The sequence below is a fragment of the Bradyrhizobium centrolobii genome, from assembly GCF_001641635.1.
GTDB lineage: Bacteria > Pseudomonadota > Alphaproteobacteria > Rhizobiales > Xanthobacteraceae > Bradyrhizobium > Bradyrhizobium centrolobii.
Genome location: NZ_LUUB01000035.1, coordinates 37,449 through 62,629, shown reverse-complemented (window position 1 = coordinate 62,629; position 25,181 = coordinate 37,449). Strand labels below are relative to the sequence as shown.

Here is a 25,181-nt window from a genome sequence, read left to right as displayed (position 1 = left end):
CGGGTTGACGGTGCCGGGGATCGTGCCCGGCGCCTTGGACATCGCCAGCATCTGCAGGGTCGAGCCTTCGGCGCTCTCCGACAGGCCGGTCGAGCCTTCCGGAATCTTGGCGGCAAAGATCTTGTTCATGCCGCCGTCGATGCCGGTGTTCATGCGCGCCATCGGCGTGCCCTTGGCGACGAGCTTGTTGTACTCGGCCTGGTCGCGCTCTTCCTTCTCGCGCACGGCGCTCGCAATGTCCTCGGGGATCACATAGGCCGGGCATTTTGCCGAGGCATCGAACACCGGATCACGCTTGGCATCCGGCGTCTTCGCGGCATCGAAGACGTATTTCTTCTCGCAGAAATCGACCTTCGGCTCCTGCCGCGTCACCTCGAAATGATCGTAGCCTTCCTTGATCATCTTCCAGAACGGCATGTTCGGATTGTTCCGGTGCTTGGCCATGTTCACCGGCGTCATCTTGAACGGATAGGCCTGAAGCTGGAACGCCTTCTGGCCGCCGAAGAAGGATTCGCGCCCGAGCGAATAGATCTCCGCGATCTGCTCGTCCGTCATCGCGTAGCAGCCGCGCGACGAGCAGTCGCCATGCACCATCAGCTGCGAGCCGGTGCGCCCGAGCGCCTTGTCGAAAGCGTTCGGGTAGCCGGTGTTGAAGGACAGGTAGTAGGCCGACTGCGGATTCATCTGGCTGGGGTTGATCGAATAAAACCCTTCCGGAGCCTGGCGGTCGCCCTCGCGGACCTTCGGTCCGAGATCGCCCGACCAGCGGCAGATCGGATAGGTCCTGAGCAGCGCGAACTGGCCGGAGCGGGTCTGCTTCCAGACCTCGAGCTCGGCCTCCTGCTTGAACAGGCGGACCAGGATCGGCGATTGCAGATCCATGTTCTTCTCGGCCATCGCGGCGACGAGCTTCGGCGGCACCGGCTGGTTGGCCTTGGCGTTGGTCGCGAGCGAAACCTGGTCGGTATCGCATCCGGCGAGCAATACGCTGGAGACAAGCGCAACCGAAGCCAAGAGCGCGCGAGCAAGCGAGCTAGAATTCAAGATCGACCCCACACCGTGCCGGGCAAGGAGCGCGAACCCCACAACTTTGGAGCATGGCCCGACCGGAGACCCGGACCCGCTTTTGGCGGGCTGTTTTCAGACCAAGCCCCAGCGCTTATGCCCTGAAGCCATTGATTAAAATTCTAACCTCCGGAACCTGGGGTCGCAACCCGAGCGGGGATCACGAGCCCGTTGGCGGAGTAGCATGGTCAACAGAGCCTAAACTTGGACGGTACTTAGGACGGAACTTGGGCCTTTCGGCCAAACTGAGACTGAGATCGCCGATTTGGGCAAAAAAAGGGTTAATAGCGGGTTACCGGGGGCTCTTCACCTCTCCCCGACGGGGAGAGGTCGGATTGCGAAGCAATCCGGGTGAGGGGCCGCAGCGATCAGTGAGGCCAGAACCCCTCACCCGGACCGCATCTTCGATGCGATCCAACCTCTCCCTACGGGAGAGGTGACCCGAGCCGGCACCGCAATAGCCATCATGCGCCGAAACCGCCCGAATCAGCCCAGTTTCCGACCGATATCGAGGAATTTCTGCCGCCGCTGCTTGCGGATCCCGTCGGCGTCCAGATTGCGCAGCTCGTCGAAGGCCTTGTCGATGGCCTCGCCCGTGGTGGCGATCATGGCGGCGGGGTCGCGATGGGCGCCGCCGACCGGCTCCTTCAAAATGCTGTCGATCACGCCGAAGCGGAGCATGTCCTGGGCGGTGATCTTCATGTTGTTGGCGGCTTCCTGCGCCTTGGTGCCGTCGCGCCAGAGGATCGAGGAGGCGGCCTCCGGCGAGATCACGCTGTAGATCGCGTGCTCCAGCATCAAGACCTTGTTGGCGGTGGTGATCGCGATCGCGCCGCCCGACATGCCCTCGCCGGTGATGATCGCCACGTTCGGTACGCCCAGTGACAGGCAGGCATCGGTCGAGCGCGCGATCGCCTCGGCCTGGCCGCGCTCTTCCGCGCCGATGCCGGGATAGGCGCCGGCGGAGTCGACGATCGACAGCACGGGAATGCCGAAGCGCTCGGCCATCTCCATCAGCCGCACCGCCTTGCGATAGCCTTCGGGCCGCGCCATGCCAAAGTTGTGCTTGATGCGGCTGTCGGTGGAATCGCCCTTTTCCTGGCCCATCACGCAAATCGCTTCGCCGCGGAAGCGGCCGAAGCCGCCGACCAGCGCCTCGTCCTCGCCGAACTTGCGGTCGCCGGCGAGCGGGGTGAACTCGGTGATCAGGCCCTTGATGAAGTCGGAGAAATGCGGCCGCTGCGGATGGCGCGCGACCAGCGTCTTCTGCCAGGGCGTCAGGTTCAGATAGAGGTCGGCCAGCGCCTGCGCCGCCTTGTCCTCGATCCGCCCGATCTCCTCGGCGATGTCGGTGCCGGACGCCGCCAGCGCGCGCAATTCGTCGACCTTGGAGTCGAGCTCGGCGACGGGCTTTTCGAAGTCGAGATAGCTGCGCATCTGGTCTGGCATCAACTCAATATAGGAAGGACGGGGCGAGGCGACGAAACCGTTTTGAGAACGCGGAAAGAAGTGTAGCTTCTTCAATGAGTTGGCTTGTGCGCTCCCGGGAGCGCGCCAAATCACGCGTGAGGTCACGGCTCTTTCTGCGGAGATGTGGCCGAAGTCAAGGCAGTTTCGGCCGTAGCTGGTAGCCCGGATGGAGCGAAGCGTAATCCGGGATAAGTCTTTCCGTGAGGCGACGACCCCGGATTTCGCTGCGCTCCATCCGGGCTACGGGACTTCGGCTTACGTCTCCGCCAACGGATGGAGGTCGCGCACCAGGCTCTTCAGGCGCTCTTCGACCACATGGGTGTAGATCTGGGTGGTGGAGATGTCGGTGTGGCCGAGCAGGGTCTGCACGATGCGCAGGTCGGCGCCGTTGTGCAGGAGGTGGCTGGCGAAGGCGTGGCGCAGCACGTGCGGCGAGACCAGGCGGGCCTGCAGGCCGGAGGCGACCGCGAGCTCTTTCAGGTCGCGTGCGAAATGCTGCCGCGTCAGATGGCCGCTTTCGCCGAAGGAGGGGAACAGCCATTTCGAGGCGGCAAGGCTGTTCTTCTTTTCGGTCTTCGCGGCCTCGGTGGCCGCGAGATAATCGGCCATCGCCTGGCGCGAGGCCTCGTTGAGCGGCACGAGCCGCTCCTTGTTGCCCTTGCCGCGCACCACGATCATGCGGGCATCGCGCTTGGCCGCCGAGCGCGGCAGCGCCACCAATTCGGAGACGCGCAGGCCCGTGGCGTAGAGCACCTCGAGTAGGCAATAGAGCCGCAAAGCACGCAGCCGTTGCGAGGGTGAGGCATCGACCGCCTCGCTCATCTCCCTGGCGCGCCGGAGCATGCGGTCGACATCCGATATCGACAGCACCTTCGGCAGGCCGCGGCCGCGCTTGGGGCCGGACAGGATCGCCGCCGGATCATCGCCGCGTATGCGCTCGTTCAGGAGAAAGCGGAACAGATGCCGCATCGCCGACAGCCGCCGGGCGACGCTGGAGGATTTGAAGCCGCGCGTGTCGAGATCGGCCAGATAGTCGCGCAGGACTTGCGTCTCGGCATCGGTGAAAGTGTGGCCGAGGCGGGCCAGAAACTCAGAGAAATCGGTGAGGTCGCGGCGGTAGGCATCGAGTGTGTTGGAGCCGGCGCCCTGTTCCGCCGCGAGCATGTCGAGGAACAGGCCGATGAACTTGGGATCTGAGGGCTTGGTGGTGGAAGGCTTGGCGCGCATGCCCCGGAGGCTAGCTCCTATTTCTTGAGAAATTTGTCAGGCGGGATCGTCACCGTCATTTCCCGCGGCTTGGGGTTGACGAAGTTCGCCAGCGCGAAGACCACGCCATAGACGATGCCGGCGAGCACGGCGACGACCGTCAGGAAGCGGAACAGGCTGGGCATCGGGCAAGGTCTCGGCGAGGGCTCAGACAGGCAAATTAACCAATGAAATCATCCAACATGTTCGCCGTTTCATAGCAAGAGTCCTCTGGCGAGGGCCGCTTGGGGGGTAGTATAGGTGGCCGGATGTCGCATGAGGCGACCGATTGAGCGAGGGACATGTCCGACGCCGTATTGCCAGCACTTGGTTCGCCTGAGGCCGATATTTTGTCGGCGCTCGGTGCGCGCTCGCTCGTGCTGGTCGGCATGATGGGGGTCGGAAAATCCACCATCGGCCGGCGCCTGGCGGCGCGGCTGCGGCTGCCCTTCGTCGATGCTGACACCGAGATCGAGGCGGCCGCCGGCATGACCATACCCGAGATTTTCGAGCGCCATGGCGAGCCGCATTTCCGCGACGGCGAGGCCCGCGTGATCGCGCGGCTGCTCGACGGCGGACCGCTGGTGCTGGCCACCGGCGGCGGGGCCTTCATGCGCGAGGAGACGCGGATCCGCATCGCCGCCAAGGCGGTCTCGATCTGGCTCAAGGCCGACCACGACGTCATCATGCGCCGCGTGCGCCGCCGCGCTGATCGTCCGCTGCTGCAGACCGCCGACCCCGAGGGAACCGTCACCCGTCTCCTCACCGAGCGCGAGCCGGTCTACCGCAACGCCGACCTCACCATCGCCTCGCGTGACGTACCGCACGACAAGATCGTCGAGGAGTGCCTCGAGACCCTGCGCGCGTATCTCTGCGGCCAGCAGGCCGATCCCCGGTTACCACCTGATGTCGCGAGTGCCGCACGATGACTGCGCCGTTGAAACATTCCGATCCGGTGAAGGTCGACGTCGCGCTCGGCGATCGCGCCTATGACATTGTCATCGGCCGTGACGTGCTTGCCTCGCTCGGCGAGCGCATCACGCGCCTGCGCCCCGGCGTGCGCACCGCCATCGTGACCGATCGCACCGTCGCGAAATACTGGCTCGAACCCACCGAGGCCTCGCTCGCCGCGGCCGGCATTCCGACCTCGCGCATCGTCGTCGAGGAAGGCGAGATCTCCAAAACCTATGCCGGCCTCGAGAAGGTCAGCGAAGCCCTGATCGCAGCAAAGATCGAGCGCAACGATCTCGTCATCGCGCTCGGCGGCGGCGTGGTCGGCGATCTCGCCGGCTTTGCGGCTGCGATCCTGCGCCGCGGCGTCGATTTCGTGCAGGTGCCGACCTCGCTGCTGGCGCAGGTCGATTCATCCGTCGGCGGCAAGACCGGCATCAACTCGCCCCAGGGCAAGAATTTGCTCGGCGCCTTCCACCAGCCGGTGCTGGTCATCGCCGACACCGCCGTGCTCGACACGCTGTCGCCGCGGCAGTTCCGCGCCGGATACGCCGAGGTCGCCAAATATGGCGTGCTCGGCGACGAAGCCTTCTTCACCTGGCTGGAGAAGAACCACGCCGACATCTTCAAGGGTGGCTCGGCCCGCGAGCATGCGATCGCGACCTCCTGCCGTGCCAAGGCCGCGATCGTCTCGCGCGACGAGCGCGAGACCGGCGAGCGCGCGCTGCTCAATCTCGGTCACACCTTTGGTCACGCGCTGGAAGCCGCGACCGGCTTCTCCGACCGCCTGTTCCACGGCGAGGGTGTTTCCATCGGCATTGTGCTGGCGGCAGAGTTCTCGGCAAGGCTCGGCATGATCGGCGAAGCGGAGGCGGTGCGCGTCGAGCGTCATCTTGCGCAGGCTGGCCTGCCGACGCGGCTGCAGGACATCGCGGGCTTCGCGCAGGAGGGGCTTGCCGATGCCGACGCGCTGATGGCGCTGATGGCGCAGGACAAGAAGGTCAAGCGCGGCAAGCTCACCTTCATCCTGCTGGAAGCGGTCGGCCGCGCGGTCATCGCCAAGGATGTCGAGCCGACGCCGGTGCGCGATTTCCTTAAAGAGAAGCTCGCGCACAGGGCATGAGGCGCGGCTGAACGGCTGTCGAGTGGTGCATGGACTGGCTCGGATTCTCCATCGTCGTCTTCTGCCTCTTGATCTCGGCGTTCTTCGCCGCGAGCGAGACCGCGCTGACCGGCGCCTCACGCGCCAGCATGCTGCGGCTGACCAAGCAGGGCAATCACGACGCCGAAATCGTCTCAAAGCTGATCGAGAACCGTGAGCGGCTGATCGGTGCGCTCCTGCTTGGCAACAACATCGCCAATATCGGAGCCTCCGCGATCGCGACCGGCATCTTCACCACCTGGTTCGGCGAGGTCGGCGTGCTCTACGCGACCGGCGTGATGACGGCGCTGGTCGTCGTCTTCGCCGAGGTGCTGCCCAAGACCATCGCCATCAACGCGCCGGACCGCCTTGCGCTGGCGGTGGCGCGCCCGATGCGGCTCACCGTGTTCATCCTGGGGCCGGTGCTTTCGGTGGTCGAGACCATCGTGCGCATGCTGATGCGCCTGTTTGGCGTTGCCATCGGCGAGCACCAGGCGATCCTGTCGCCGACCGAGCGCCTGCGCGGCGCGGTCGACCTCTTGCATCACGAGGGCAAGGTCGAGAAGCAGGACCGCGACATGCTCGGCGGCCTCTTGGACCTGCGCGAGCTCCAGGTCTCCGACGTCATGATCCATCGCACCGAGATGATGATGATCAATGCCGACCTGCCGCCGGAGGAGTTGGTGCGCGAGGTGCTGGCGACCGAATACACCCGCATTCCGCTTTGGCGCGACAAGCCGGAGAACATCATCGGCGTGCTCCACGCCAAGGATCTCCTTCGCGCGATCCGCGCCTCGGAGGGCGACACCTCGCGCATCGACGTCTCCACCATCGCGCTGCCGCCCTGGTTCGTGCCGGAGATGCGCCCCGTCTCCGAGCAGCTCAAGGCGTTCCGCCGCCGCAAGACCCATTTCGCGCTCGTCGTCGACGAGTATGGCGAAGTTGAAGGTCTTGTGACGCTGGAAGACATTCTGGAAGAGATCGTCGGCGACATCTCCGACGAGCATGACGTCGTGGTCGCCGGCGTGCGCGCGCAGCCGGACGGCTCGGTCGTGGTCGACGGCTCGGTGCCGATCCGCGATCTCAACCGCGCCATGGACTGGCATCTGCCCGACGAGGAGGCAACGACGGTGGCCGGCCTCGTCATTCATGAGGCGCGCTCGATCCCCGACCGCGGCCAGAGTTTCACCTTCCACGGCTTCCGCTTCCGCGTGCTCCGCCGCGAGCGCAACCGCATCACCGCGCTCCGTATTTCACCGGTGCCGCGCGAGGCCGAGGTGGAGGAGGCCAAGCCGCGGCGGGCAGGGACGTCGTTCTGACGCTTATCCGGTGAGCGGTCATCGCCCGCCTTGTGCGCGCTTGCGCACTGGGGCGGGCGATCCAGCACGCCGCGGCCTATCGATTGAATCTCGATGGTGGTGTTTACTGGATGCCCCGCCTGCGCGGGGCATGACTGCAAGATTCGCTAGGTCCCGCCTTCCCCCGGCGCCTGCGCATGGATCGCCAATGCATGCACGCCGCCGGAAAGTTCCGCGGCCAGCGCCGAATTAATCATGCGATGGCGCTCGACCCGGCTCTTCCCTTTGAAGGCCGGCGACACGATATAAACGCGGAAGTGCGTCTCGCCGCTCGGCCGGTGGCCGGCATGGCCCTCATGCAAATGTGACTCGTCGACCACTTGCAGGCTTTCCGGCGTGAAAGCTTCCTGCAACTTGTTGCTGATAGTGTCTTTGATAGCCATGTGAGCCATTAAGGTGTGCGATCGCACGCCGTCAATGCCACAGGCCGCCTTTGGCGGCCGTTAAAAAAAGCCGAAGCGAGGCTTCGGTTACGGGTTTTGTCTTAATCGCAATGTCAAGACTTGAAGGTTTTTGCATTGCGTAGTCAAAGTCAGCCATGCCGATCGATTCATCAAAGTTCTTCGACTCCATCCGCGTCAAGCCGCGAGGCAAGCAGGAAGCGAAGCCGCGCGAGACCGTGGTCACCTGCGAATGGACCGGCTGCCAGAACAAGGGCAGCCACCGCGCGCCGAAGGGCCGCGAAAATTCGCGCGAGTACTGGCACTTCTGCTTGGATCACGTGCGCGAGTACAACCAGAACTACAATTTCTTTTCCGGCATGAATGCTGACGCGGTCGCGCGCTACCAGAAGGACGCGCTGACCGGCCACCGCCCGACCTGGAAGATGGGCGCCAATGGCGGCGTCAAGAAGGGAACGGAAGCCGAGATCGATGGCGCCTTCGATCCGTTCAGCATGTTCAGTGAGATCAACGGCCGGGCGAACTGGCGCCGTGGGCCCGAGGCTCAGCCCAAGGCCGAGACGCGTAAGGTGATGAACGCCGAGCGCAAGGCGCTCCAGGTGATGGGGCTCGGCCCCGACGCCACGCTCGCCGACGTCAAGACCAAGTACAAGGCGCTGGTGAAGCGGCACCACCCCGATGCCAATGGCGGCGACCGCTCGACCGAAGACCGCCTGATCGAGATCATCAAAGCCTATAATTATCTGAAGACGGTGGTGAAGGAGGCCTGAACCTCCAGCCCTTGCCGCTGCCACTTTCTCTGGCGTCGTCCCGGCGAAAGCCGGGACCCAACCCCAGGGAGAAGTTTGGCGAAGACTGGCAGTCATTCGGTCTTCCGGCGATACTAGCACCCGCGCTCACCCGATAGATCACGCGGTATGGGTCCCGGCTTTCGCCGGGACGACATTGTGTTGTGTTGCGCGGTCGCGTTTAGCTCGGCATCGCCCCCACATAGGACGAACTCGGCCGGATCAGCCGCCCCGTCCGCTGCTGCTCGCGGGCGTGCGCGGTCCACCCGGCGCTCCGGGCGACGGCGAAGATCGGCGTGAAAGCCTGGCGCGGGATGGCGAGTGCGTCGAGCAGGATTGCGGTGAAGAACTCGACATTCGTCTCCAGCGGCCGATCCGGATTCTTCTTGCGCAAGGCTTCCCGAATATACGCCTCGACCTCGCCGGCGAAGGGCAGGTCGGCGCCGTCGGCGGAAAGCCGCTCGATCGCGGCCTTGAGCACGTCGGCGCGCGGATCGCGCACGTGGTAGACGCGATGGCCAAAGCCCATCAGCCGCTCGCCGCGGGCGAGTGCCGCGTCGACCCACGGCTTGATCCGCTCACGCGAGCCGATCGCATCCAGCATTTCCAGCACCGGCTCCGGCGCGCCGCCATGCAAGGGACCGGTTAGCGCGCAATAGCCGGCGGTAACGGCGGCGAACAGGTCGGCTTGCGTCGAGGCCACCACGCGCGTGGTGAAGGTCGAGGCGTTCATGCCGTGATCGCAGACCGTGACGAAATAGGCATCCAGCGCCGCGACCTCGCGCGGCTCCGGCGAGGCGCCACGCAGCATCTTCAGCGTATCGGCGGCATGGCTCGCGTTCGGATCGGGCGGGACGGGATCGAGCCCCTTGGCGCGCCGGACCAGTGCGCCCGCAATCACCGGAAACGCGCCGACGATGGTCGCCTCGTGCTCAAGCCCGTTCTCGGCGCGAAGCCCCGCGACCGCCGCGCGAAACCCGTCGATGATGCCCATGCCGCGGGTCGCAGGCAGCAGGTCCGGCAGCCGGGCGAAGGCGCGCTCGCGTGCCAGCCCGAGGCTCGCCCGCACATTGGCCTCGCTGAGCGCGCTCCTGCTGGCGCCGTTCCAGAGCCGGGCGGTGACGCCCTCAAAGCTCGATTTGGCGGCGAGGGTGCCGACATGCTCGCCGGCGATGATCAGTTCGCCGCGCTCGCCGTCGACATGGCTCAGCACGGTTTCGGCCGCGGGAACGCCGTCCAGCCCGATCTGGCTTTTGGTGAGGTGGATGTTCATGGCCCAAATCTCCTTTCACGCAAGGAAAGGTCGGGCCTCTCGACAGATTGATCAATCTTGATTACATAAATCAATATGAAAAATTCTCCGGAGCTGTACCTCTCCGCCCGGGAAGCGGCGGCCGAGCTCGCGATCTCGCCGGCCACGCTCTACGCCTATGTCAGCCGTGGCCTGATCCGCTCCGAGCCGACGCCGGATTCGCGCAAGAACCGCTATCGCGCCGAGGACGTCCGCGCCCTGAAGGAGCGCCGCGTCCCGTCGCCGGAGCCGCGCGGCCTGCGCAGCTTCGATGCCGATCTGCCGGTGATGGACACCGAGATTTCGACCATCACCGAGGACGGCCCGATCTATCGCGGCGTCAACTGCGTCGACCTCGCCGAGAACGACACGCTGGAGCACACCGCAACGCTGCTCTGGGATGTCTCCGGCGTCGATCCGTTTGCCGCGGACAACTGCCCTCAAGTGTCCGAAGAGATGCGCACGATCGCGCAGGCCGCACGTCGCGCCGCGCCGATTGACCGCGCGATCGCGGTGCTGGCGCTGGCAACGAGCGCCGACTCCCGTGCCTTCACTCGCGCGCCCGATGGCCGCGCCATGGTCGGCGCGCGCATCGTTCGCCTATTGGTCGCGACCATGCTCAATGCCGAGCCCTCGGCCGAGCCGCTGCATCAGCAGATCGCGAGGGTCTGGGCGCCGGACAACAAGCATGCGGGCGACCTCATCCGCCGCACGCTCGTGCTGCTCGCCGATCACGAACTGAATGCGTCGACCTTCACCGCGCGTTGCGCGGCCTCGACCGGCCTCAACCTGTACGATGCCGTCATCGCCGGCCTCGCCGCGCTGAAGGGGCCCAAGCACGGCGGCGCCGGTGTGCTGGCCTCGCAGCTCGTCAAGACACTGGTGGATCGCGACGTCGAGCCGATGGTGCGCGAGCGCGTTGCGCTCGGCGAGCGTTTTGCCGGCTTCGGCCACGGCGTCTACAAGCGCGGCGATCCGCGTGCACAATCGCTGCTGAACGCCCTGGCGCGCGCCGGCGCGCCGCGCAAATTCACCCGCGAGGTGCCGGAGCGGATCGCGGAGGCGACGGGCGAGTTCGTCAATATCGACTATGTCCTCGCGGTGCTCGTGCACGCGCTGCGCCTGCCGGCCGGCAGCGAGCTCGCCCTGTTTGCGATGGCGCGCAGTGTCGGCTGGATCGCGCATGCCAGCGAGCAGTTGCAGTTCGGAAAGCTGATCCGCCCGCGGGCACGCTATGTCGGCCCCGCGCCGGGACGGAGGGCCGCGGCTGCCGATTCCAAAACCTAAGGCGCGATGAATTGTGGTTGCTGCGAGCCGAGGAGCTCGATCCACCTCTCCCGTAGGGAGAGGTCGATTTGCGCAGCAAATCGGGTGAGGGGCTCAGGTCCCACGAGAGAGCGTAAGCCCTCACCCGCGCCTCCGGCGCGACCTCTCCCTACGGGAGAGGTTTAGCACCGCAATTCCGGCAAGCAGTTCAACCCACTCTAAACATCCTCTAACCTCGCGGCTTCGCCGTCGCGACTCCGCTGCCATGCCGGCGGCGGATGGCCCAGATCGCAAGCCCCACGATGATCGCGACGCCGACGACGGTGAACATCCAGATATGTTTGCCGACGTGCTCATGATGCGGCAGCCCGGCATATTCATGAAGCGCCGACACCGCGAGGACACCCGGGAGCACATGGGCCGGCGCCCAGACCAGGATGGCCGGGATGTTCACCGCGTAGAAGCGCGACGGCGCCATGCCGAGCGCACCGGCCGTGACCGGCACGAAGGCGCGGATCGGCGGTACGAAGCGGGCGAGAAACACCGCCCAGGTGCCGAAGCGGCGGAAGAAGGTCTCGCTCTCCTCGACCACGCGGGGATAGTTGGTCAGCGGCCAGGTGCTGAGGATCTCGCGCTGCTGCTTGTGCCCGATCCAGTAGGCCGAGCCGTCACCCAGGACGGCACCAAGGGCGGCGGCCAGCAGCACCCATTGCAGGCGGAGCTCGCCGCCCGGAATCAGGGCGCTCAGCGCCAGGATGATGGTCGAGCCGGGGACCACCGATCCCACCACCGGAACGGCTTCGAGAAGCGCCGCCAGGAACAGGGTCAGATAGGCCAGCCATGCATGGGCCGAAACGAACTCAATGAAGGGATCGAGGATGGACGTCACGTCGTCTCTGTCTTGGCCATGGGCTTGCGGGGTTCAGATCCTACATAAGTGGGGCGAGGCGGGAAAAATGCCATTTGCGTGGGCAGGCCGGCTTATTCGGGCGAAATTCGAGCATGATTCGCAGGGCAGCCTTCCAAAAATCGCGTTCCTTGCCTATCTAAATGAAAAGACAACGGAACTTTGATTGGCACGCGGGCTTCTGCCGGCTCGTTGTCTCTGATAGGTTCGCAACGCACCCAGCCGCAGCCAACGTGCAAATAACTGGTCTCGGGACCGCCCGGGGCCTCGGAGGATTGATGACGACCGCCGCCCTGTCCAAAATTGAGGAAGTTTCCGGTCTGCCCGACATGAAGGTGTCGGTGCGCCAGGTGTTCGGGATCGACAGCGATCTCGAAGTGCCGGCCTATGCCGAAGTCGATCCTCATGTCCCGGAAATTGACGCCGACTACCGCTTCGACCGCGCCACCACGCTCGCCATTCTCGCCGGCTTCGCCAAGAACCGCCGCGTGATGGTGACCGGCTATCACGGCACCGGTAAATCCACTCACATCGAGCAGGTCGCGGCGCGGCTGAACTGGCCCTGCGTGCGCGTCAACCTCGACAGCCACATCAGCCGTATCGACCTCGTCGGCAAGGACTCGATCGTGGTGAAGGACGGCAAGCAGGTCACCGAATTCCGCGATGGCATCCTGCCCTGGGCGCTTCAAAACAACGTCGCGCTGGTGTTCGACGAATACGACGCCGGCCGTCCCGACGTGATGTTCGTGATCCAGCGCGTGCTGGAGGTCTCCGGCCGCCTGACGCTGCTGGACCAGAACAAGGTGATCAAGCCGCACCCGGCGTTCCGGCTTTTCTCCACCGCCAACACCGTTGGCCTCGGCGACACCTCGGGTCTTTATCACGGCACCCAGCAGATCAACCAGGGCCAGATGGACCGCTGGTCGATCGTGACCACGCTGAACTATCTCGGCCATGACGAGGAAGTGGAGATCGTGCTCGCCAAGGCGAAGCACTATCGCACCCAGGAGGGCCGCGACATCGTCAACAAGATGGTCCGCCTTGCCGACCTCTCCCGCAACGCGTTCGCCAATGGCGATCTGTCGACGGTGATGAGCCCGCGCACGGTGATCACCTGGGCGGAGAACTCCGACATCTTCGGCGATATCGGTTTCGCCTTCCGCGTCACCTTCCTCAACAAGTGCGACGAGCTCGAGCGTCCGCTGGTCGCCGAGTTCTATCAGCGCTGCTTCAACGCGGAGCTGCCGGAATCGGCAGTCAACGTGGCGCTCAGCTGATCCATGGCCGCCATCAACGTCGAGCGCAGCATTGGGACAACCAAAAAAGCCGTGCTCGCCGGGCTCATTGGCTACAACAATGAGCGGATGGGGAAGCAGAAATACAGACGCCTCGCGATTTCCCTGAAAGAGCGCGGCAAGATCGTCGGCGGAATCGTCGGTGAGGTCTGGACGTCGGTTCTGTTCATGCAGCTGTTCTGGATCGAGCAGAAGTTCCGCGGCAAGGACCACGGCACGAAGCTGATCGCGGCGATCGAGGACGAGGCGAGAAAGATCGGGGCGACCCGGTCCTACCTGGACACGATGAGTTTCCAGGCGCCGGGCTTCTACCGCTCCTGCGGTTACAAGGAGTTCGGCGCCATTGACGGCTATCCTGGCGGCGTGACGCGCCATTGGTTTACGAAGTCGCTATGAGCACATCCAACTCCAAATTCCGGACCGGCAACAAGGAAGCCCCGACCGAGCCGTTCAAGCGCTCGGTGGCGGCGTGCCTGAAGGCGATCGCCAAGACGCCCGAGCTCGACATCAGCTTCGCCGCCGAACGCCCGGGGCTCGCGCCGGGCAAGGCGCGGCTGCCCGAGCCCGCGCGCAAGATGAACAGGCGGGATGCCGCGATCGTGCGCGGCCACGCCGATTCCATCGCGCTGAAGCTCGCCTGTCACGATCCGAAACTGCATCGCAAGCTGATGCCCGGCAATCCGCAGGCACGCGGCGTGTTCGAGGCGGTGGAGCAGGCCCGGGTCGAGGCGATCGGCGCGCGCCGCATGGCGGGCGTCGCCAAGAATCTCACCGCGATGCTCGATGATCACTTCCATCGCGGCAAGTTCGACGAGATCACCGACCGCGCCGATGCGCCGCTGGCTGATGCGCTGGCGATGCTGGTGCGCGAACGGCTGACCGGCATGGCGCCGCCGGCGGCTGCGAAAAAGATGGTCGATCTCTGGCGGCCGATCCTGGAAGACAAGATCGGCAGGCGGCTCGACCGGCTCGATGGCCTGGTCGAGAACCAGACCAAGTTCGGCGACGCCGTGCATGACCTGTTGTCGGCGCTCGATCTCGGCGACGAGCGCAACGCAGATACCGACGAGAACGACGATCAGGACGACAACCGCGACGGCGACAACGACCAGTCCGGCGCCGAGGGCTCGCCCGATTCCGATGCCGCCCAGGAAATGAGCGCCGACCAGGCGCAGGCGACGACGGAGGAGATGAGCGAGAGCGCGATGGAAAGCGCGCAGGCCTCGACCTCCGATACCTTCGATGACGGCGAGCTCGGCGATGACGAGACGCCGGGCGAGGCGACGCGGCCGAATTCGCGCGGGGCCAACGAGCCGCGCGGGCCGGAGTACCACGCCTTCGCGCCAAAATTCGACGAGGTGATCTCGGCTGAGGATCTCTGCGACCACGACGAGCTGGAGCGCCTGCGCGCCTATCTCGACAAGCAGCTCGCGCATCTGCAAGGCATCGTCGCACGCCTCGCCAACCGGCTGCAGCGCCGGCTGATGGCACAGCAGAACCGCGCCTGGGAGTTCGATCTCGAAGAGGGTATCCTCGATCCCGCACGGCTGTCGCGCGTGGTGACCGATCCCTACCACCCGCTGTCCTTCATGCGCGAGAAGGAGGCGACCTTCCGCGACACCGTGGTGACGCTGCTGCTCGACAATTCCGGCTCGATGCGCGGTCGTCCGATCACGGTGGCGGCAACCTGCGCCGACATCCTTGCCCGCACGCTGGAGCGGTGCGGCGTCAAGGTCGAGATCCTGGGCTTTACGACGCGCGCCTGGAAGGGCGGCCAGTCCCGCGAGGCCTGGCTTGCCGCCGGCAAGCCGGCCAATCCCGGACGCCTGAACGATCTCCGCCACATCATCTACAAATCCGCCGACGCACCCTGGCGTCGTGCGCGCAAGAATCTCGGGCTGATGATGCGCGAGGGTCTCTTGAAGGAGAACATCGACGGCGAGGCGCTGGACTGGGCGCACAAGCGCCTGCTCGGCCGGGCCGAGCAGCGCAAGATCCTGATGATGATCTCGGACGGCGCGCCGGTCGACGACTCCACGCTGTCGGTCAATCCCGGCAACTATCTCGAGCGGCATCTGCGCCACATCATCGAGGAGATCGAGACCCGCTCTCCGGTGGAGCTGATCGCGATCGGCATCGGCCATGACGTGACGCGCTACTACCGCCGCGCGGTGACGATCGTGGACGCCGAAGAACTTGGCGGCGCCATCACCGAGAAACTCGCCGAGCTGTTCAGCGAGACGCATACCGCGCCGGCGCAGGCCGCGCCGAGCCGTCCGCGCCGCAAACTGCATTCGTGAGCACGCTTCCATCCCGCCGCAGCTTTCTTGGCCACGCGGCGGCGGGATTTTCCACTCTCGCACTCGCCCGACTTGCACAGGCGCAGCCTGTGACCGAGCCGCCGCCAAAAGCGGCGCAAATACCCGGCAAGGTCGAGCACGCCGTCACCGAGCCGGCCGCCATCGAAGTCAATGCGCGGCAGATCCCGGCGTTCGAGCCGCGCGACCGCTCGCGCGTGCGCTTCGGCTCGCTGGACTATCGCAGCGGCCTCGTGCTGACCTCGTCCTTTCGCGGTTTTGGCGGATTGTCCGGCTTTCGCTTCCTCGATGCGAAGGGCGAGCGCTTCGTGGCGATCTCCGACCAGGGCGCCTGGTTCACCGGCCGCATCCGTTACTCCGGTCGCAACATGGTCGGGCTCGATGATGTCGAGGCGGCACCGATCCTCGGTGCGGACGGCCGGCCGATCACCGAGAAGCGCCATTGGTACGACACCGAGTCGATCGCGCTCGACGGCTCGCTGGTCTATGTCGGCCTCGAGCGCGTCAACCAGCTGATGCGCTTCGATTTCGCCAAGGGCTTTACCCGCGCCCGCGGCGAGGTGGTCCCGCTGCCGCCGGCGGCGCGAAAACTGCCGTACAACAAGGGGCTCGAGGCGCTCGTCGTCGTCCCCAAGGGCCAGCCGCTCGCGGGCACGGTGATCGCGCTGTCCGAGCGCGGGCTGGATGCCGACGGCAATCTGATCGCCTTCCTGGTCGGCGGACCTTCGCCCGGCCAGTTCAGCGTGCGCCGCACGGACAAATTCGACATCAGCGATGCGGTGATCCTGCCCTCCGGCGATCTCCTGATCCTCGAACGTAAATTCTCCTGGTTCAGCGGCGTCAACATCCGCATCCGCGCGATCCCGCTGAAGGGAATCGCACCGGGCGCGTTGGTCGACGGGCCTGCGCTCTTCAACGCCGATCTCGGCTACGAGATCGACAACATGGAAGGCATCGACGCCCACGTCACCCCTGAGGGCGAGACCGTGCTGACGCTCGTCTCCGACGACAATTTCTCGCTGCTCCAGCGCACGCTGCTCCTGCAGTTCACGCTGGTGGAGTAGCTCTCCAACCTCCGTCGTCGTCCCGGACAAGCGCAAGCGCAGATCCGGGACCCATAATCCCAGGGAGTGGTTTGGCGAAGACTCGTGGTTACCCAGCGTCGCGCCACAATTTCTCCCTGGGGCAACGGGTCCTGGCTTTCGCCAGGACGACAGCGGAGTTGAACGCACCTGCATCCCGCCGCGACAAAGCGTCATGCTGATCCGCTGCGCCATCCTTGCCCTCGCTCTCACGCTCGCCGCGCTGTCGCCGGTCCACGCCACGGCCGAGCACCAGTATGGCAAGCACGAATACGCCATCATCGCGGACGGGCGCGCGCCGAACGGAAAGCTGTCGGTCGCCTCCCACGGCGGGGGCGAATTCGGCGGTGACAATTTCCACATCTACCTGATGGCCGAGCCCGGCCATCGCCGGCTCGCGGTGCTCGACAACATCAGCGACGAGAACAATCTCGACCACGCGCCGCAGGCCTATTACGCCGCGTGGTCGCCGGATTCGCGCTACGTCGCAATCGCCTTCCGCACCGAGCGCCACATCATGACGCTGAACCTCTACGCGATCGAGGGCCGCCGCGCCCGACTCCTCGAAGTGCCCGACCTGTTCCGCAACACGACCGGCCGTACCGTCCAGGTCAAGACCGAGGGCGACATGCGCACCTTCGTGCCGAAAGTCACCTGGCAGACGCCGCGGCGCTTTCGCTTGGCGGACTATCGCGTGTTCGTCGAGGACGACACCGCGCTGGCCGACAAGTTAGGTGTGCTCGGCAAGACTACGAAGATGGACGACGGAGGCTATTCGATCGAGTTTTCGGCGGAGGCAGATGTCACGCTGTCGCGTGGGGGGCGGTATCGTACCGGCAAGCTGTGGCCGGGGAAGTTTCCGGACCGGGAGTGATGGACGTTCCGGCGGCGCCTTAAGTTCAGTGTCGTCCCGGCGAAAGCCGGGACCCATACCGCGTGATCATTCAATTGCGGCAGATAGAAGTACCGAACGACCAATCGTCGCCAAACTACTCCCTGGGGTTATGGGTCCCGGCCTTCGCCGGGACGACGGCGAGGTTTGTGGCGACCGGCCTGCGTCAAACTGACGGCAATGCGCGGCGCGAACCACGGCCATTCGCGCCGCGCCGGTGGTAATCCGGCCTCCGCTCACTACACTTTCTCATATTGCCCCTCCATCCCCCGGAACATCCCGCATGAGCGCCCTGTTTTCCCCGATCAAGCTGCGCGGCCTGACGTTGAAGAACCGTCTCGTGGTGTCGCCGATGTGCCAGTATTCGGCTGACGACGGCGTCGCCACCGACTGGCATTTCACCCACATCAACAATCTTTCGCTGTCGGGTGCGGCGATGTTCTGCATCGAGGCGACCCATGTCGAGGCGATCGGCCGTATCACGCCCGGCTGCCTCGGGCTCTACAGCGATGCCTGCGAGGCCGCGCTGAAGCAGATCCTCGCCTCCGTGCGCAAGCACTCCTCCACCGCGGTCGGAATGCAGCTCGCCCATGCCGGCCGCAAAGCCTCCAGCGCGCGGCCCTGGGAGGGCGGCCAGCTGATCCCGCAAGGCCAGGGCGGCTGGCAGACGGTCGCGCCGTCGGCGGTGCCGCACAAGGAGGGCGAGGCCGCGCCGCTGGCGCTCGATGCGGCCGGCCTCAAGCGCATCCGCGAGGCTTTCGTCGATTCCGCCCGCCGCGCCGCGCGGCTCGGCATCGACGCGATCGAGCTGCACGGTGCGCACGGCTACCTCATGCATCAGTTCCTCTCGCCGATCTCCAATCGCCGCACCGACGACTATGGCGGGTCCTTGCAGAACCGCATGCGCTTCCCGCTAGAGGTGTTCGACGCGGTGCGCGAGGTCTTCCCGCACGACAGGCCGGTCGGCATGCGGGTGTCGTCGACCGACTGGATCGATGGCGGCTGGGACCTCGCGCAGACCATCGAGTTTGCCAAGGCGCTGAAGGCGCGCGGCGTCGATTGGATCGATGCCTCCTCCGGCGGCGTCTCGCCGCTCCAGAAGATCCCGCTCGGGCCCGGCTACCAGGTGCAATTTGCCGAAGCCATCAAGCGCGAGACCGGGCTTCCCACCATCGCCGTCGGCCTCATCACCGAAGCCAGGCACGCCGAGGAGATCGTCGCTACCGGCAAGGCCGACATGGTCGCACTTGCCCGCGCCATGCTCTACGACCCCCGCTTCGGCTGGCACGCCGCCGCCGAGCTCGGCGGCGAGGTCGAAGCTCCCCCGCAATACTGGCGCTCGCAGCCCTCGACGCAAAAGGCGCTGTTCGGCAAGACCACGTTCGGGGCGAGGTAGCGGGCCGCGGTCCAAGTTGGACGCGATAGCAGCGCCGCAACTCCTACTGTCGTCCCGGCGAATGCCGGGACCCATACCGCGTGATCTATCGATGGCGCGCGGCGTGCGTTGTCATCGGACTATTTAACTTTGAGTCTTCGCCAAACCGCTTCCTGTGGTTATGGGTCCCCTTCGCCGGGACGACGGCTGAGGATTTGGCGGCGGCGCGGCACCAACTACCACCGTCGTCCCGGCGAAGGCCGGACCCATACCGCGAGGTCTAACGGTGGCGCGCGGTAGGAGTTGCCGCCGAGCAATTTAACTAAGAGTCTTCGCCAAACTCCTCCCTGTGGTTATCGGTCCCGGCCTTCGCCGGGACGACAGCGGAGGATTTGGCGACGGCGTCACCTCGACCACCGCCGAAGGCGCGGTGCGCGCTGTCATCGAACAACGTAACTTTGAGCCTTCGCCAAACCATCCCCAGTGGTAATCGCGACGAGCGCAACGACGATGGCAGACGTCGCGCGGTGTCATGGTCCGCATCGATTCGGGGTTACCTCACCCCTCCGTGACCCCCCTTACCTTCCGCCCCTGCCAAAATTGGCCTAACCTCGTGGAACCCAATGCACGAGGGCTGCCATGCGTTTTCGTGTCCGGAAAACTGCCCACATGCTGGAGCGCGTTGGATTGGCGATGGCAGGGGCCGCGTGCGGGCTGTTCGTCGGTGCCTATGTGGGCTCGACGATATCGCATCTCACCACGCAGGGCTTTCTGCTGGTGATGATGCTGCTCGGCGTCGTCGGCTTCTATCTCGGCATCGACACGCCGCAGCTGCCCTTCGACGAGGAGCACAGCCAGATCGACGCCGCGGAATTCTTGAGCTCCGCCGGCACGCTCTGCGCCACCATCGCCGCCTTCGCCTCGGTCGCCGTCATCGTGCTGCGGNGAGCCGCACCTCGCCTGGAGCTGGCTCGTCCTCGTCGCCTGGGTCGCCGGCGTCGCCATGCAGATCGTCGCGGGGGCGAAGGCGCGGATGCGGTAGTAGGGGGGCGGAGCGCGCCCTGCATTTAGGAATTGTGCCGTGAAGCAGAGAGCGCACCGCCCTGCCCGCAAGGGGGGAGGGAGCAGAGCGGAGTGCGCGGCGAGGCGACTCAATCAGCGAAGCGGGCTTTCGCCGGGATGACATCGGAGTAAGTGGCTGCGTCGGAGCGCCAGACTTGCGGTAACCCTAAAACACCACGCCCACCCGCGACCCGCGCTTCCAGGCGATGCGGCAGCGCTTCTTGGTGTTGACGTGCAGCAGCTCGAAGCGGTCGGGGATCGCGACCTGGCCGCCGAGGTCGACGCAGGCGCCGCCCGGCGAATAGTCGATCAGCGTGCAGGGGATCACCGGCTTGCGCGGGTCGGTGATGATCTTGGCCTGGCGGGACACCAGCCCGCTCGGCTTCACGCGGGCAAACTTGCGCGGATGCATTGGCACGTCCCCTCCAATTCCGCTCTAGCATGATCCGGAAAAGTGTGAGCGGTTTTCCGAACAGATCATGCTCAGACATTAGGTCGCGGTGGTCTGGGGACGATGATGGGAGGGAGATGATGCGATAAGGCTAAGGTCCGCGGGAGAATTTTAGTGAAAAGTAGCGGCGAATTGGGGGAGGCGGTGGTTGGTTGCCCGCGGTGGTGGGCCTTATCTCACCGTCGTCCCGGCGAAGGCCGGGACCCAACCCCAGGGAGTAGTTTGGCGAAGATTCGTCGTTCGGTACTTCGACCTGCAGCAATCGAGAGATTCCGCGGTATGGGTCCCGGCCTTCGCCGGGACGACAGCTGTGACGCGGCGCGCGCTCGCGTCCATCACATCGTCCCACCCCTCACGCCGCCTCCGGCTCCCCTGCTCCCTCCGCATGCGGCGGCGTCGGCATCGGCACCGTGACAAACTCCGTCGGCAAATTCACCGGCCGATAGCCGGGCAACGCTGCCATCCGCTTCACCACGCTCTCATGCACATGCGCGCCTTCGGGGATGACGCGCGGTTCGCAATCGGGAATGTAGAAGCCGAAATGCACCTTGCGCTCCGGCCATTCCTTGTACTTCGCGCTCTTCGGCAAGTATTCCAGCACGCGCCAGGCCGGCGTCATCGAATTGTGCAGCTCGCCGTCGGCGTCGGGCGCAACGTAGGTGAACGGGCTGTTCTTGCGCTGGACGCCCCAGGCGAGCTGGTTCACGGTGCGCGGGTTGAAGTTGAGGCCGGCGGCGCGCGCCTCGTCGATCATCCACAGCAGCGGATATTTCGATACCGCGCTCTCGACTTCCGGATAGCCGCCGCCGACGTCGCCATGCACGCCGGCGAACCACACCTGCAAACTGTCCTGCGGCACCTTCTTGTCGTCGGGCACGAAGCGGTTGCTCCAGTAGTCCTGCGGCTCCTTCCATTCCTTCAGGCGGAACATGCAGCGCCGCTCGTCGATCGCGATCGCCTGGCGGAAGATCTGCGCGCTCGGGTTCCGCAGCGTGAAGGCCAGCTCCTCCAGGCTCGGCCAATAGAAGCGGTCGGCGCGCGGCACGATCACGCTCGCCACCGTGTCCCACACGCCGATGAAGTGGATCGTCGGCCAGCGCGAGGAGGTGATGCGGGCGAACTGGGCGGCGAGATCGAAGCGGTCCTTCGGCAGCGGCCCGTCCGCGTCGCTTCCTGCGTCGGTGAGATCGGCGAGGTCGTTGCCGCGCCCGGTGCCGGAATATTGCTTGTAGGCGATGAGGCCGCTTCCTGCGAGGTTCGCCTGCTCCGGCGAGATCAGCCCCACCTTGTGGATCAGCCCCGCCAGCACCCGCACGGTATAGGCGCCGCGGGAGAAGCCGAACAGGTAGATCCTGTCGCCCGGGGCGTAATGCTCGACCAGGAAGCGGTAGGCCGACAGCACGTTGTCGTCGAGCCCGTAGCCGGTGGCGAGCCCCAGCACCAGGTTGATGTTGGCCTTCCAGCGGTGCCACGTGGTCGGCTCCGTCACCGTGCCGACGCCGGGATCATAGAACACGAGTTGCCGCGGCTGTGTCCTGTCCGTCTTGCGCAGGCAGCGATAGAGCTTCAGGACGTTGGAGATGTTCTCGCTGATCTCGTTGCCGGTGCCGTCACAGCAGATGACGAGGTTTTTCGGCTCAAACTTGTGCTCGTGCTCCACGGTCCGCCCCTCCCGGTGATGCTACCGAGGCGAATATAGCGGAAATGGATGGCAGCGAGGAGACGATGGCGGTGTCGCCGGCATGCGTCGCGACGTTGTTTTGAGTGATGCAGCAGCGGAGCTTACCCTCCAGTGAGGGCAAGTGCGCCGCGCTTCGTCTCGTCTTCAGTCGTCCTGCTTCTTCTTCGCTGGTCCGAAATCCGGCTGCCACGTGCTGTTGAAATTAACCACTTGTTAACCATGCGGTCGCCTAATGTGACGATTGGGGGATCACCATGTCGGCCCATGTAACGCGACCGAAGTTGATACCTGTTTCGGCCGATCCAGCCATTCGATCGGTTGCCCGGCTCGCGGTTCGCGCCAAGGCCGTCCTACAGACCAAAACGGCTGTGCTACGGAGCAAAGCAATGTTCGGAAAGGACGACTTAGTGGACAATCTCAGCCGCGACCTGGATCGCGTGCGCGGAAGACGCGATGCACTTGCATCCGAAGCCACGACCCTGACGGCTCAGATCGCCGAAATCGAAGCCCGCCTTTCGGAGGAGAAAAAAAGGCGGGAGCGTGATCGCGTCTTAGCCGAAATCGAAGCGATGAAAACGCGAATCAAGCAAGCCGCCGGCGCGTTTGCGCCTGTGGTCGAAGGTCTCTGCAAGGCAATCGAGCCGGCTGCGGCAGTCGTGCCCGAGGCGCGCGAGCTCAATGCTTTCCTGGTATCGGTGGCGACCGAAGTCGACAGCGTGCTCGATCCCCTGTTGCGCGAACTGGATCAGCGCGCGGATGCGGTGCGGGTCGGCCAGGCTGCACTGGACCTGCCGAGTTCGGCCAATGAAGCGCCCATCGAACCGCCAAAAGACAACAACGATAGCCTGCTTCGTTTTCCAGCATGGCTGTCTCGCGACAAGCCGGCGGACAAAAAGGAAACACCGGAGAACCCGCGCAGCACGGCAGCGTGAACGATCGGAGCGGTTATGGCGCGAAGTTGCTAACCACGAGTCTTCGCCAAACTACTCCCTGTGGGTATGGGTCCCGGCCCCCCGTGCGCAATTGCGCACTAGGCCGGGACGACGGCGGAGTTTGTTGCTGCAGCGAGTCTCTAACAAGTTGTTGTTTTGCTCCGTCATTACGGGGCGCGCCTCTTGGCGCGAGCCCGGAATCTATTGCTCAACAGTCACTGTGGTCCGATGGATCCCGGGCTCGCGCCAAGAGGCGCGCCCCGGGATGACGACCTGTTGTTGGGCTCGCTGCTCGCCAGGCAAGTAACCCCGGTTCTCGCGACCGCTCAGTTGGCCGTGCGGCGCAGGAAGGCCGGGATATCGAGAATGCCTTCGTCGGTCGCATTGCGCGCAGAGGTGCGGCCGTAAGGATCGAGCGGCTGGGGAGCCGCCTGGCGCGCATATTCCGGATTCGGCCTTGCCGGTTGCCCCGCGGGGTGGCGGGCCTCCTGGCGGAGCGGTGGGCTTTCCACTTGCGGAAGGGGTGCGCCGCGCTCGATGCGATCGGCGATGCGGCGGCTGTCGTTGCGCAGCCTGCCGGCGAGCTGCGTCAGTGCGCTTTCCGCCGGTTGCCTCTCGAGCGCCGGGTCGAGATTATCGATCCCGGTCGCCACCACCGAGACGCGGACGATGCCTTCAAGGCTTTCATCGAAGGACGCACCGACGATGATGTTGGCATCCGGGTCAGCCTCGTCGCGAATGCGGGTCGCAGCTTCGTCGACTTCGAACAGCATGAGATCCCTGCCGCCGGTGATGGAGATGATGAGGCCACTGGCGCGCTTGATCGAGGGGTTCTCGATCAATGGATTGGAAATCGCGGCCACCGCGGCGGCGAGCACGCGCTTCTCGCCGGAAGCCTCGCCCCTTCCCATCATGGCCTTGCCCTTCTCTTTCATGACGGAGAGAACGTCGGCAAAATCGAGATTGATGAGACCTTCCTTGACGATGAGGTCGCTGATGCAGGCCACACCCGAATAAAGCACCCGATCGGCAAGGGCAAAGGCATCGGCGAATGTGGTCTTCTCGCTGGCCACCCGAAACAGGTTCTGGTTCGGGATGATCAGCAGGGTGTCGACTGTCTTCAATAGCTCCTCGATGCCGGCTTCGGCAAAGCGCATGCGGCGCTGGCCCTCGAAGTAGAATGGCTTGGTGACCACGCCGATCGTGAGAATGCCAAGCTCGCGCGCAGTCCTGGCGACGATGGGTGCAGCCCCGGTGCCGGTCCCGCCGCCCATGCCGGCCGTGACGAACACCATGTGTGCGCCGGTCAAATGATCGCGGATCGTATCGACTGCCTCTTCGGCTGCGGCGCGTCCGACGTCGGGCTGCGAGCCGGCGCCAAGGCCTTCAGTCACGTGGGTGCCCAGCTGGATGAGGCGCTTGGCCTTCGACATGGCAAGCGCCTGCGCGTCGGTATTGGCGACGACGAAGTCGACCCCTTGCAGCCCGGCCGTGATCATATTGTTGACGGCATTGCCGCCGGCGCCGCCGACCCCGAACACGACAATGCGCGCCTTCAACTCGCGAATATCGGTGATGCCTGCCATTCTTCCCTCGTGGTTGCTCCGGCAAGCCGGGGATTTGAGAAAGTACCAAGTAGCTACCTGCAAGCCGCGCGGTCTGCTTCCACGATGGAAGCGGCCAGACGTCCCAATCGAAGCGCGGCCTGTCCCGCGATCGAGCCGCCAGCCCGGCCACCGGTCCGCAGGGCCGCCACTTCATCTTCCAATCGTGCCGCCCGCTCATGGACTGCCATCGTCTCGGCAGCCGCCTGCTGCAGCTCGACAGCCAGGCGATCGGCGCGCTCGCGCTCGCGCTCGAAATCTGCCCTGTAGCCGGCTGCCGTCGCTTCGAGCCGCGCGATCTCCGCCTTGAATGCCTCGATCTCTGATGCCTCGATCTTTGCCAGGGAGGCGGCGATGTCGCCTGCCTGCCGACCCCGTCGTGGGCGAGGCACGTACCGAAGCTCGGAGAGATCAACGCTCACCAGGGCCTTGCCATCATCCGAACGCGAGCGCCGCAACCGGCGTCGTCTGGCAAGCGCACGAGCGGCCTCGCGCGAAACGTTGAGGCGGGCACCTAGATCGGCATACGTCAACAACTCAACGGACATCGGCTGTCCTCCTGGAACGAACCGGGACGGCATTTCGGGCTGATGATGGCTGGACGAT

Annotated in this window: 23 protein-coding genes and 1 pseudogene; 13 read left to right on the top strand and 11 right to left on the bottom strand. The window is 65.2% G+C overall.

What is annotated here, in order from left to right; all coding sequences use genetic code 11:
- The 4 genes from AYJ54_RS07860 to AYJ54_RS07845 form a co-directional block, all read right to left on the bottom strand.
- Nucleotides 1-1,044, bottom strand: a 1,044-nt coding sequence (locus tag AYJ54_RS07860) for a L,D-transpeptidase family protein (protein WP_245328933.1), incomplete at its 3' end; no start/stop codon positions are given.
- Nucleotides 1,045-1,551: 507 nt separating this feature from the next.
- A complete protein-coding gene (locus AYJ54_RS07855; protein ID WP_063698091.1) occupies nt 1,552-2,514 on the bottom strand; it encodes an acetyl-CoA carboxylase carboxyltransferase subunit alpha in 963 nt (320 codons plus the stop codon).
- Between the two features lie 276 nt (nt 2,515-2,790).
- Nucleotides 2,791-3,762, bottom strand: a complete 972-nt coding sequence (gene xerD / locus AYJ54_RS07850) for a site-specific tyrosine recombinase XerD (RefSeq protein ID WP_063698089.1) — start codon at nt 3,760-3,762, stop codon at nt 2,791-2,793.
- Nucleotides 3,763-3,779: 17 nt separating this feature from the next.
- The gene (locus AYJ54_RS07845) at nt 3,780-3,926 is read right to left on the bottom strand and encodes a hypothetical protein (protein WP_008144572.1); all 147 of its coding nucleotides are present in this window, start codon (nt 3,924-3,926) and stop codon (nt 3,780-3,782) included.
- 156 nt (nt 3,927-4,082) lie between these two features.
- Here AYJ54_RS07845 and AYJ54_RS07840 point away from each other — a divergent pair, with 156 nt between their 5' ends.
- Genes AYJ54_RS07840 through AYJ54_RS07830 form a run of 3 tightly spaced genes read left to right on the top strand, consistent with a single transcriptional unit; the run spans nt 4,083 to nt 7,191 of the window.
- Nucleotides 4,083-4,709 (top strand): shikimate kinase, encoded by a 627-nt coding sequence (locus AYJ54_RS07840; RefSeq protein WP_063698087.1) that lies wholly within the window; start codon nt 4,083-4,085, stop codon nt 4,707-4,709.
- Nucleotides 4,706-5,854, top strand: coding sequence for a 3-dehydroquinate synthase (gene aroB, locus AYJ54_RS07835; RefSeq protein WP_063698085.1), 1,149 nt, complete (start codon nt 4,706-4,708; stop codon nt 5,852-5,854). The genes AYJ54_RS07840 and aroB overlap by 4 nt, the downstream gene beginning before the upstream one ends.
- A 29-nt stretch (nt 5,855-5,883) precedes the next feature.
- Nucleotides 5,884-7,191 (top strand): HlyC/CorC family transporter, encoded by a 1,308-nt coding sequence (locus AYJ54_RS07830; RefSeq protein WP_063698083.1) that lies wholly within the window; start codon nt 5,884-5,886, stop codon nt 7,189-7,191.
- Between the two features lie 146 nt (nt 7,192-7,337).
- On the opposite strand, the gene AYJ54_RS07825 is transcribed toward AYJ54_RS07830, so the two are convergent.
- Nucleotides 7,338-7,613: a BolA family protein gene (locus AYJ54_RS07825; protein ID WP_063698081.1), complete on the bottom strand. Its 276-nt coding sequence runs from the start codon at nt 7,611-7,613 to the stop codon at nt 7,338-7,340.
- A gap of 155 nt (nt 7,614-7,768) precedes the next feature.
- On the opposite strand from AYJ54_RS07825, the gene AYJ54_RS07820 reads away from it, so the two are divergent.
- Nucleotides 7,769-8,401, top strand: coding sequence for a J domain-containing protein (locus tag AYJ54_RS07820; protein ID WP_063698080.1), 633 nt, complete (start codon nt 7,769-7,771; stop codon nt 8,399-8,401).
- Nucleotides 8,402-8,600: 199 nt separating this feature from the next.
- Here the strand turns inward: AYJ54_RS07820 and AYJ54_RS07815 are convergent, their stop codons facing one another.
- Complete coding sequence (locus AYJ54_RS07815; RefSeq protein ID WP_063698078.1) at nt 8,601-9,692, bottom strand: citrate synthase/methylcitrate synthase; 1,092 nt, start codon at nt 9,690-9,692, stop codon at nt 8,601-8,603.
- A 75-nt stretch (nt 9,693-9,767) separates the two neighbouring features.
- Here AYJ54_RS07815 and AYJ54_RS07810 point away from each other — a divergent pair, with 75 nt between their 5' ends.
- Nucleotides 9,768-10,997 (top strand): citrate synthase family protein, encoded by a 1,230-nt coding sequence (locus tag AYJ54_RS07810; protein WP_063698076.1) that lies wholly within the window; start codon nt 9,768-9,770, stop codon nt 10,995-10,997.
- Between the two features lie 208 nt (nt 10,998-11,205).
- Here AYJ54_RS07810 and AYJ54_RS07805 read toward each other — a convergent pair whose 3' ends face one another.
- On the bottom strand, nt 11,206-11,865 hold the full coding sequence (locus AYJ54_RS07805; RefSeq protein WP_063698074.1) for a DedA family protein: 660 nt from the start codon (nt 11,863-11,865) through the stop codon (nt 11,206-11,208).
- A gap of 296 nt (nt 11,866-12,161) precedes the next feature.
- Between AYJ54_RS07805 and cobS the strand changes: the two genes are divergently transcribed.
- From cobS to AYJ54_RS52100, 7 genes and pseudogenes are all read left to right on the top strand, one after another.
- Nucleotides 12,162-13,160 (top strand): cobaltochelatase subunit CobS, encoded by a 999-nt coding sequence (cobS, locus tag AYJ54_RS07800; RefSeq protein ID WP_063698072.1) that lies wholly within the window; start codon nt 12,162-12,164, stop codon nt 13,158-13,160.
- A 3-nt stretch (nt 13,161-13,163) separates the two neighbouring features.
- Nucleotides 13,164-13,574: a GNAT family N-acetyltransferase gene (locus AYJ54_RS07795; protein ID WP_063698070.1), complete on the top strand. Its 411-nt coding sequence runs from the start codon at nt 13,164-13,166 to the stop codon at nt 13,572-13,574.
- Complete coding sequence (gene cobT, locus AYJ54_RS07790) at nt 13,571-15,478, top strand: cobaltochelatase subunit CobT (RefSeq protein WP_063698069.1); 1,908 nt, start codon at nt 13,571-13,573, stop codon at nt 15,476-15,478. The genes AYJ54_RS07795 and cobT overlap by 4 nt, the downstream gene beginning before the upstream one ends.
- A complete protein-coding gene (locus AYJ54_RS07785; RefSeq protein WP_063698067.1) occupies nt 15,475-16,560 on the top strand; it encodes an esterase-like activity of phytase family protein in 1,086 nt (361 codons plus the stop codon). The genes cobT and AYJ54_RS07785 overlap by 4 nt, the downstream gene beginning before the upstream one ends.
- Before the next feature lie 193 nt (nt 16,561-16,753).
- Nucleotides 16,754-17,452 (top strand): hypothetical protein, encoded by a 699-nt coding sequence (locus AYJ54_RS07780; RefSeq protein WP_063698065.1) that lies wholly within the window; start codon nt 16,754-16,756, stop codon nt 17,450-17,452.
- A 301-nt stretch (nt 17,453-17,753) separates the two neighbouring features.
- Nucleotides 17,754-18,866, top strand: coding sequence for an NADH:flavin oxidoreductase/NADH oxidase (locus AYJ54_RS07775; protein ID WP_063698063.1), 1,113 nt, complete (start codon nt 17,754-17,756; stop codon nt 18,864-18,866).
- A gap of 618 nt (nt 18,867-19,484) precedes the next feature.
- Nucleotides 19,485-19,790, top strand: a pseudogene (locus AYJ54_RS52100) (hypothetical protein); the annotation flags it as partial.
- Between the two features lie 283 nt (nt 19,791-20,073).
- On the opposite strand, the gene AYJ54_RS07765 reads toward AYJ54_RS52100, so the two are convergent.
- Entirely contained in the window at nt 20,074-20,319 is a 246-nt protein-coding gene (locus AYJ54_RS07765) for a PilZ domain-containing protein (protein ID WP_063698061.1), read from the bottom strand.
- Nucleotides 20,320-20,710: 391 nt separating this feature from the next.
- Nucleotides 20,711-22,018, bottom strand: coding sequence for a T6SS phospholipase effector Tle1-like catalytic domain-containing protein (locus AYJ54_RS07760; protein ID WP_063698058.1), 1,308 nt, complete (start codon nt 22,016-22,018; stop codon nt 20,711-20,713).
- A gap of 407 nt (nt 22,019-22,425) precedes the next feature.
- Between AYJ54_RS07760 and AYJ54_RS07755 the strand changes: the two genes are divergently transcribed.
- Complete coding sequence (locus AYJ54_RS07755) at nt 22,426-22,971, top strand: hypothetical protein (RefSeq protein WP_245328932.1); 546 nt, start codon at nt 22,426-22,428, stop codon at nt 22,969-22,971.
- Nucleotides 22,972-23,297: 326 nt separating this feature from the next.
- Here the strand turns inward: AYJ54_RS07755 and ftsZ are convergent, their stop codons facing one another.
- Both ftsZ and AYJ54_RS07745 read right to left on the bottom strand, forming a co-directional pair.
- Entirely contained in the window at nt 23,298-24,557 is a 1,260-nt protein-coding gene (gene ftsZ, locus AYJ54_RS07750; protein ID WP_063698054.1) for a cell division protein FtsZ, read from the bottom strand.
- A gap of 53 nt (nt 24,558-24,610) precedes the next feature.
- Nucleotides 24,611-25,123, bottom strand: coding sequence for a hypothetical protein (locus tag AYJ54_RS07745; RefSeq protein WP_063698052.1), 513 nt, complete (start codon nt 25,121-25,123; stop codon nt 24,611-24,613).
- Nucleotides 25,124-25,181: the final 58 nt, after the last annotated feature.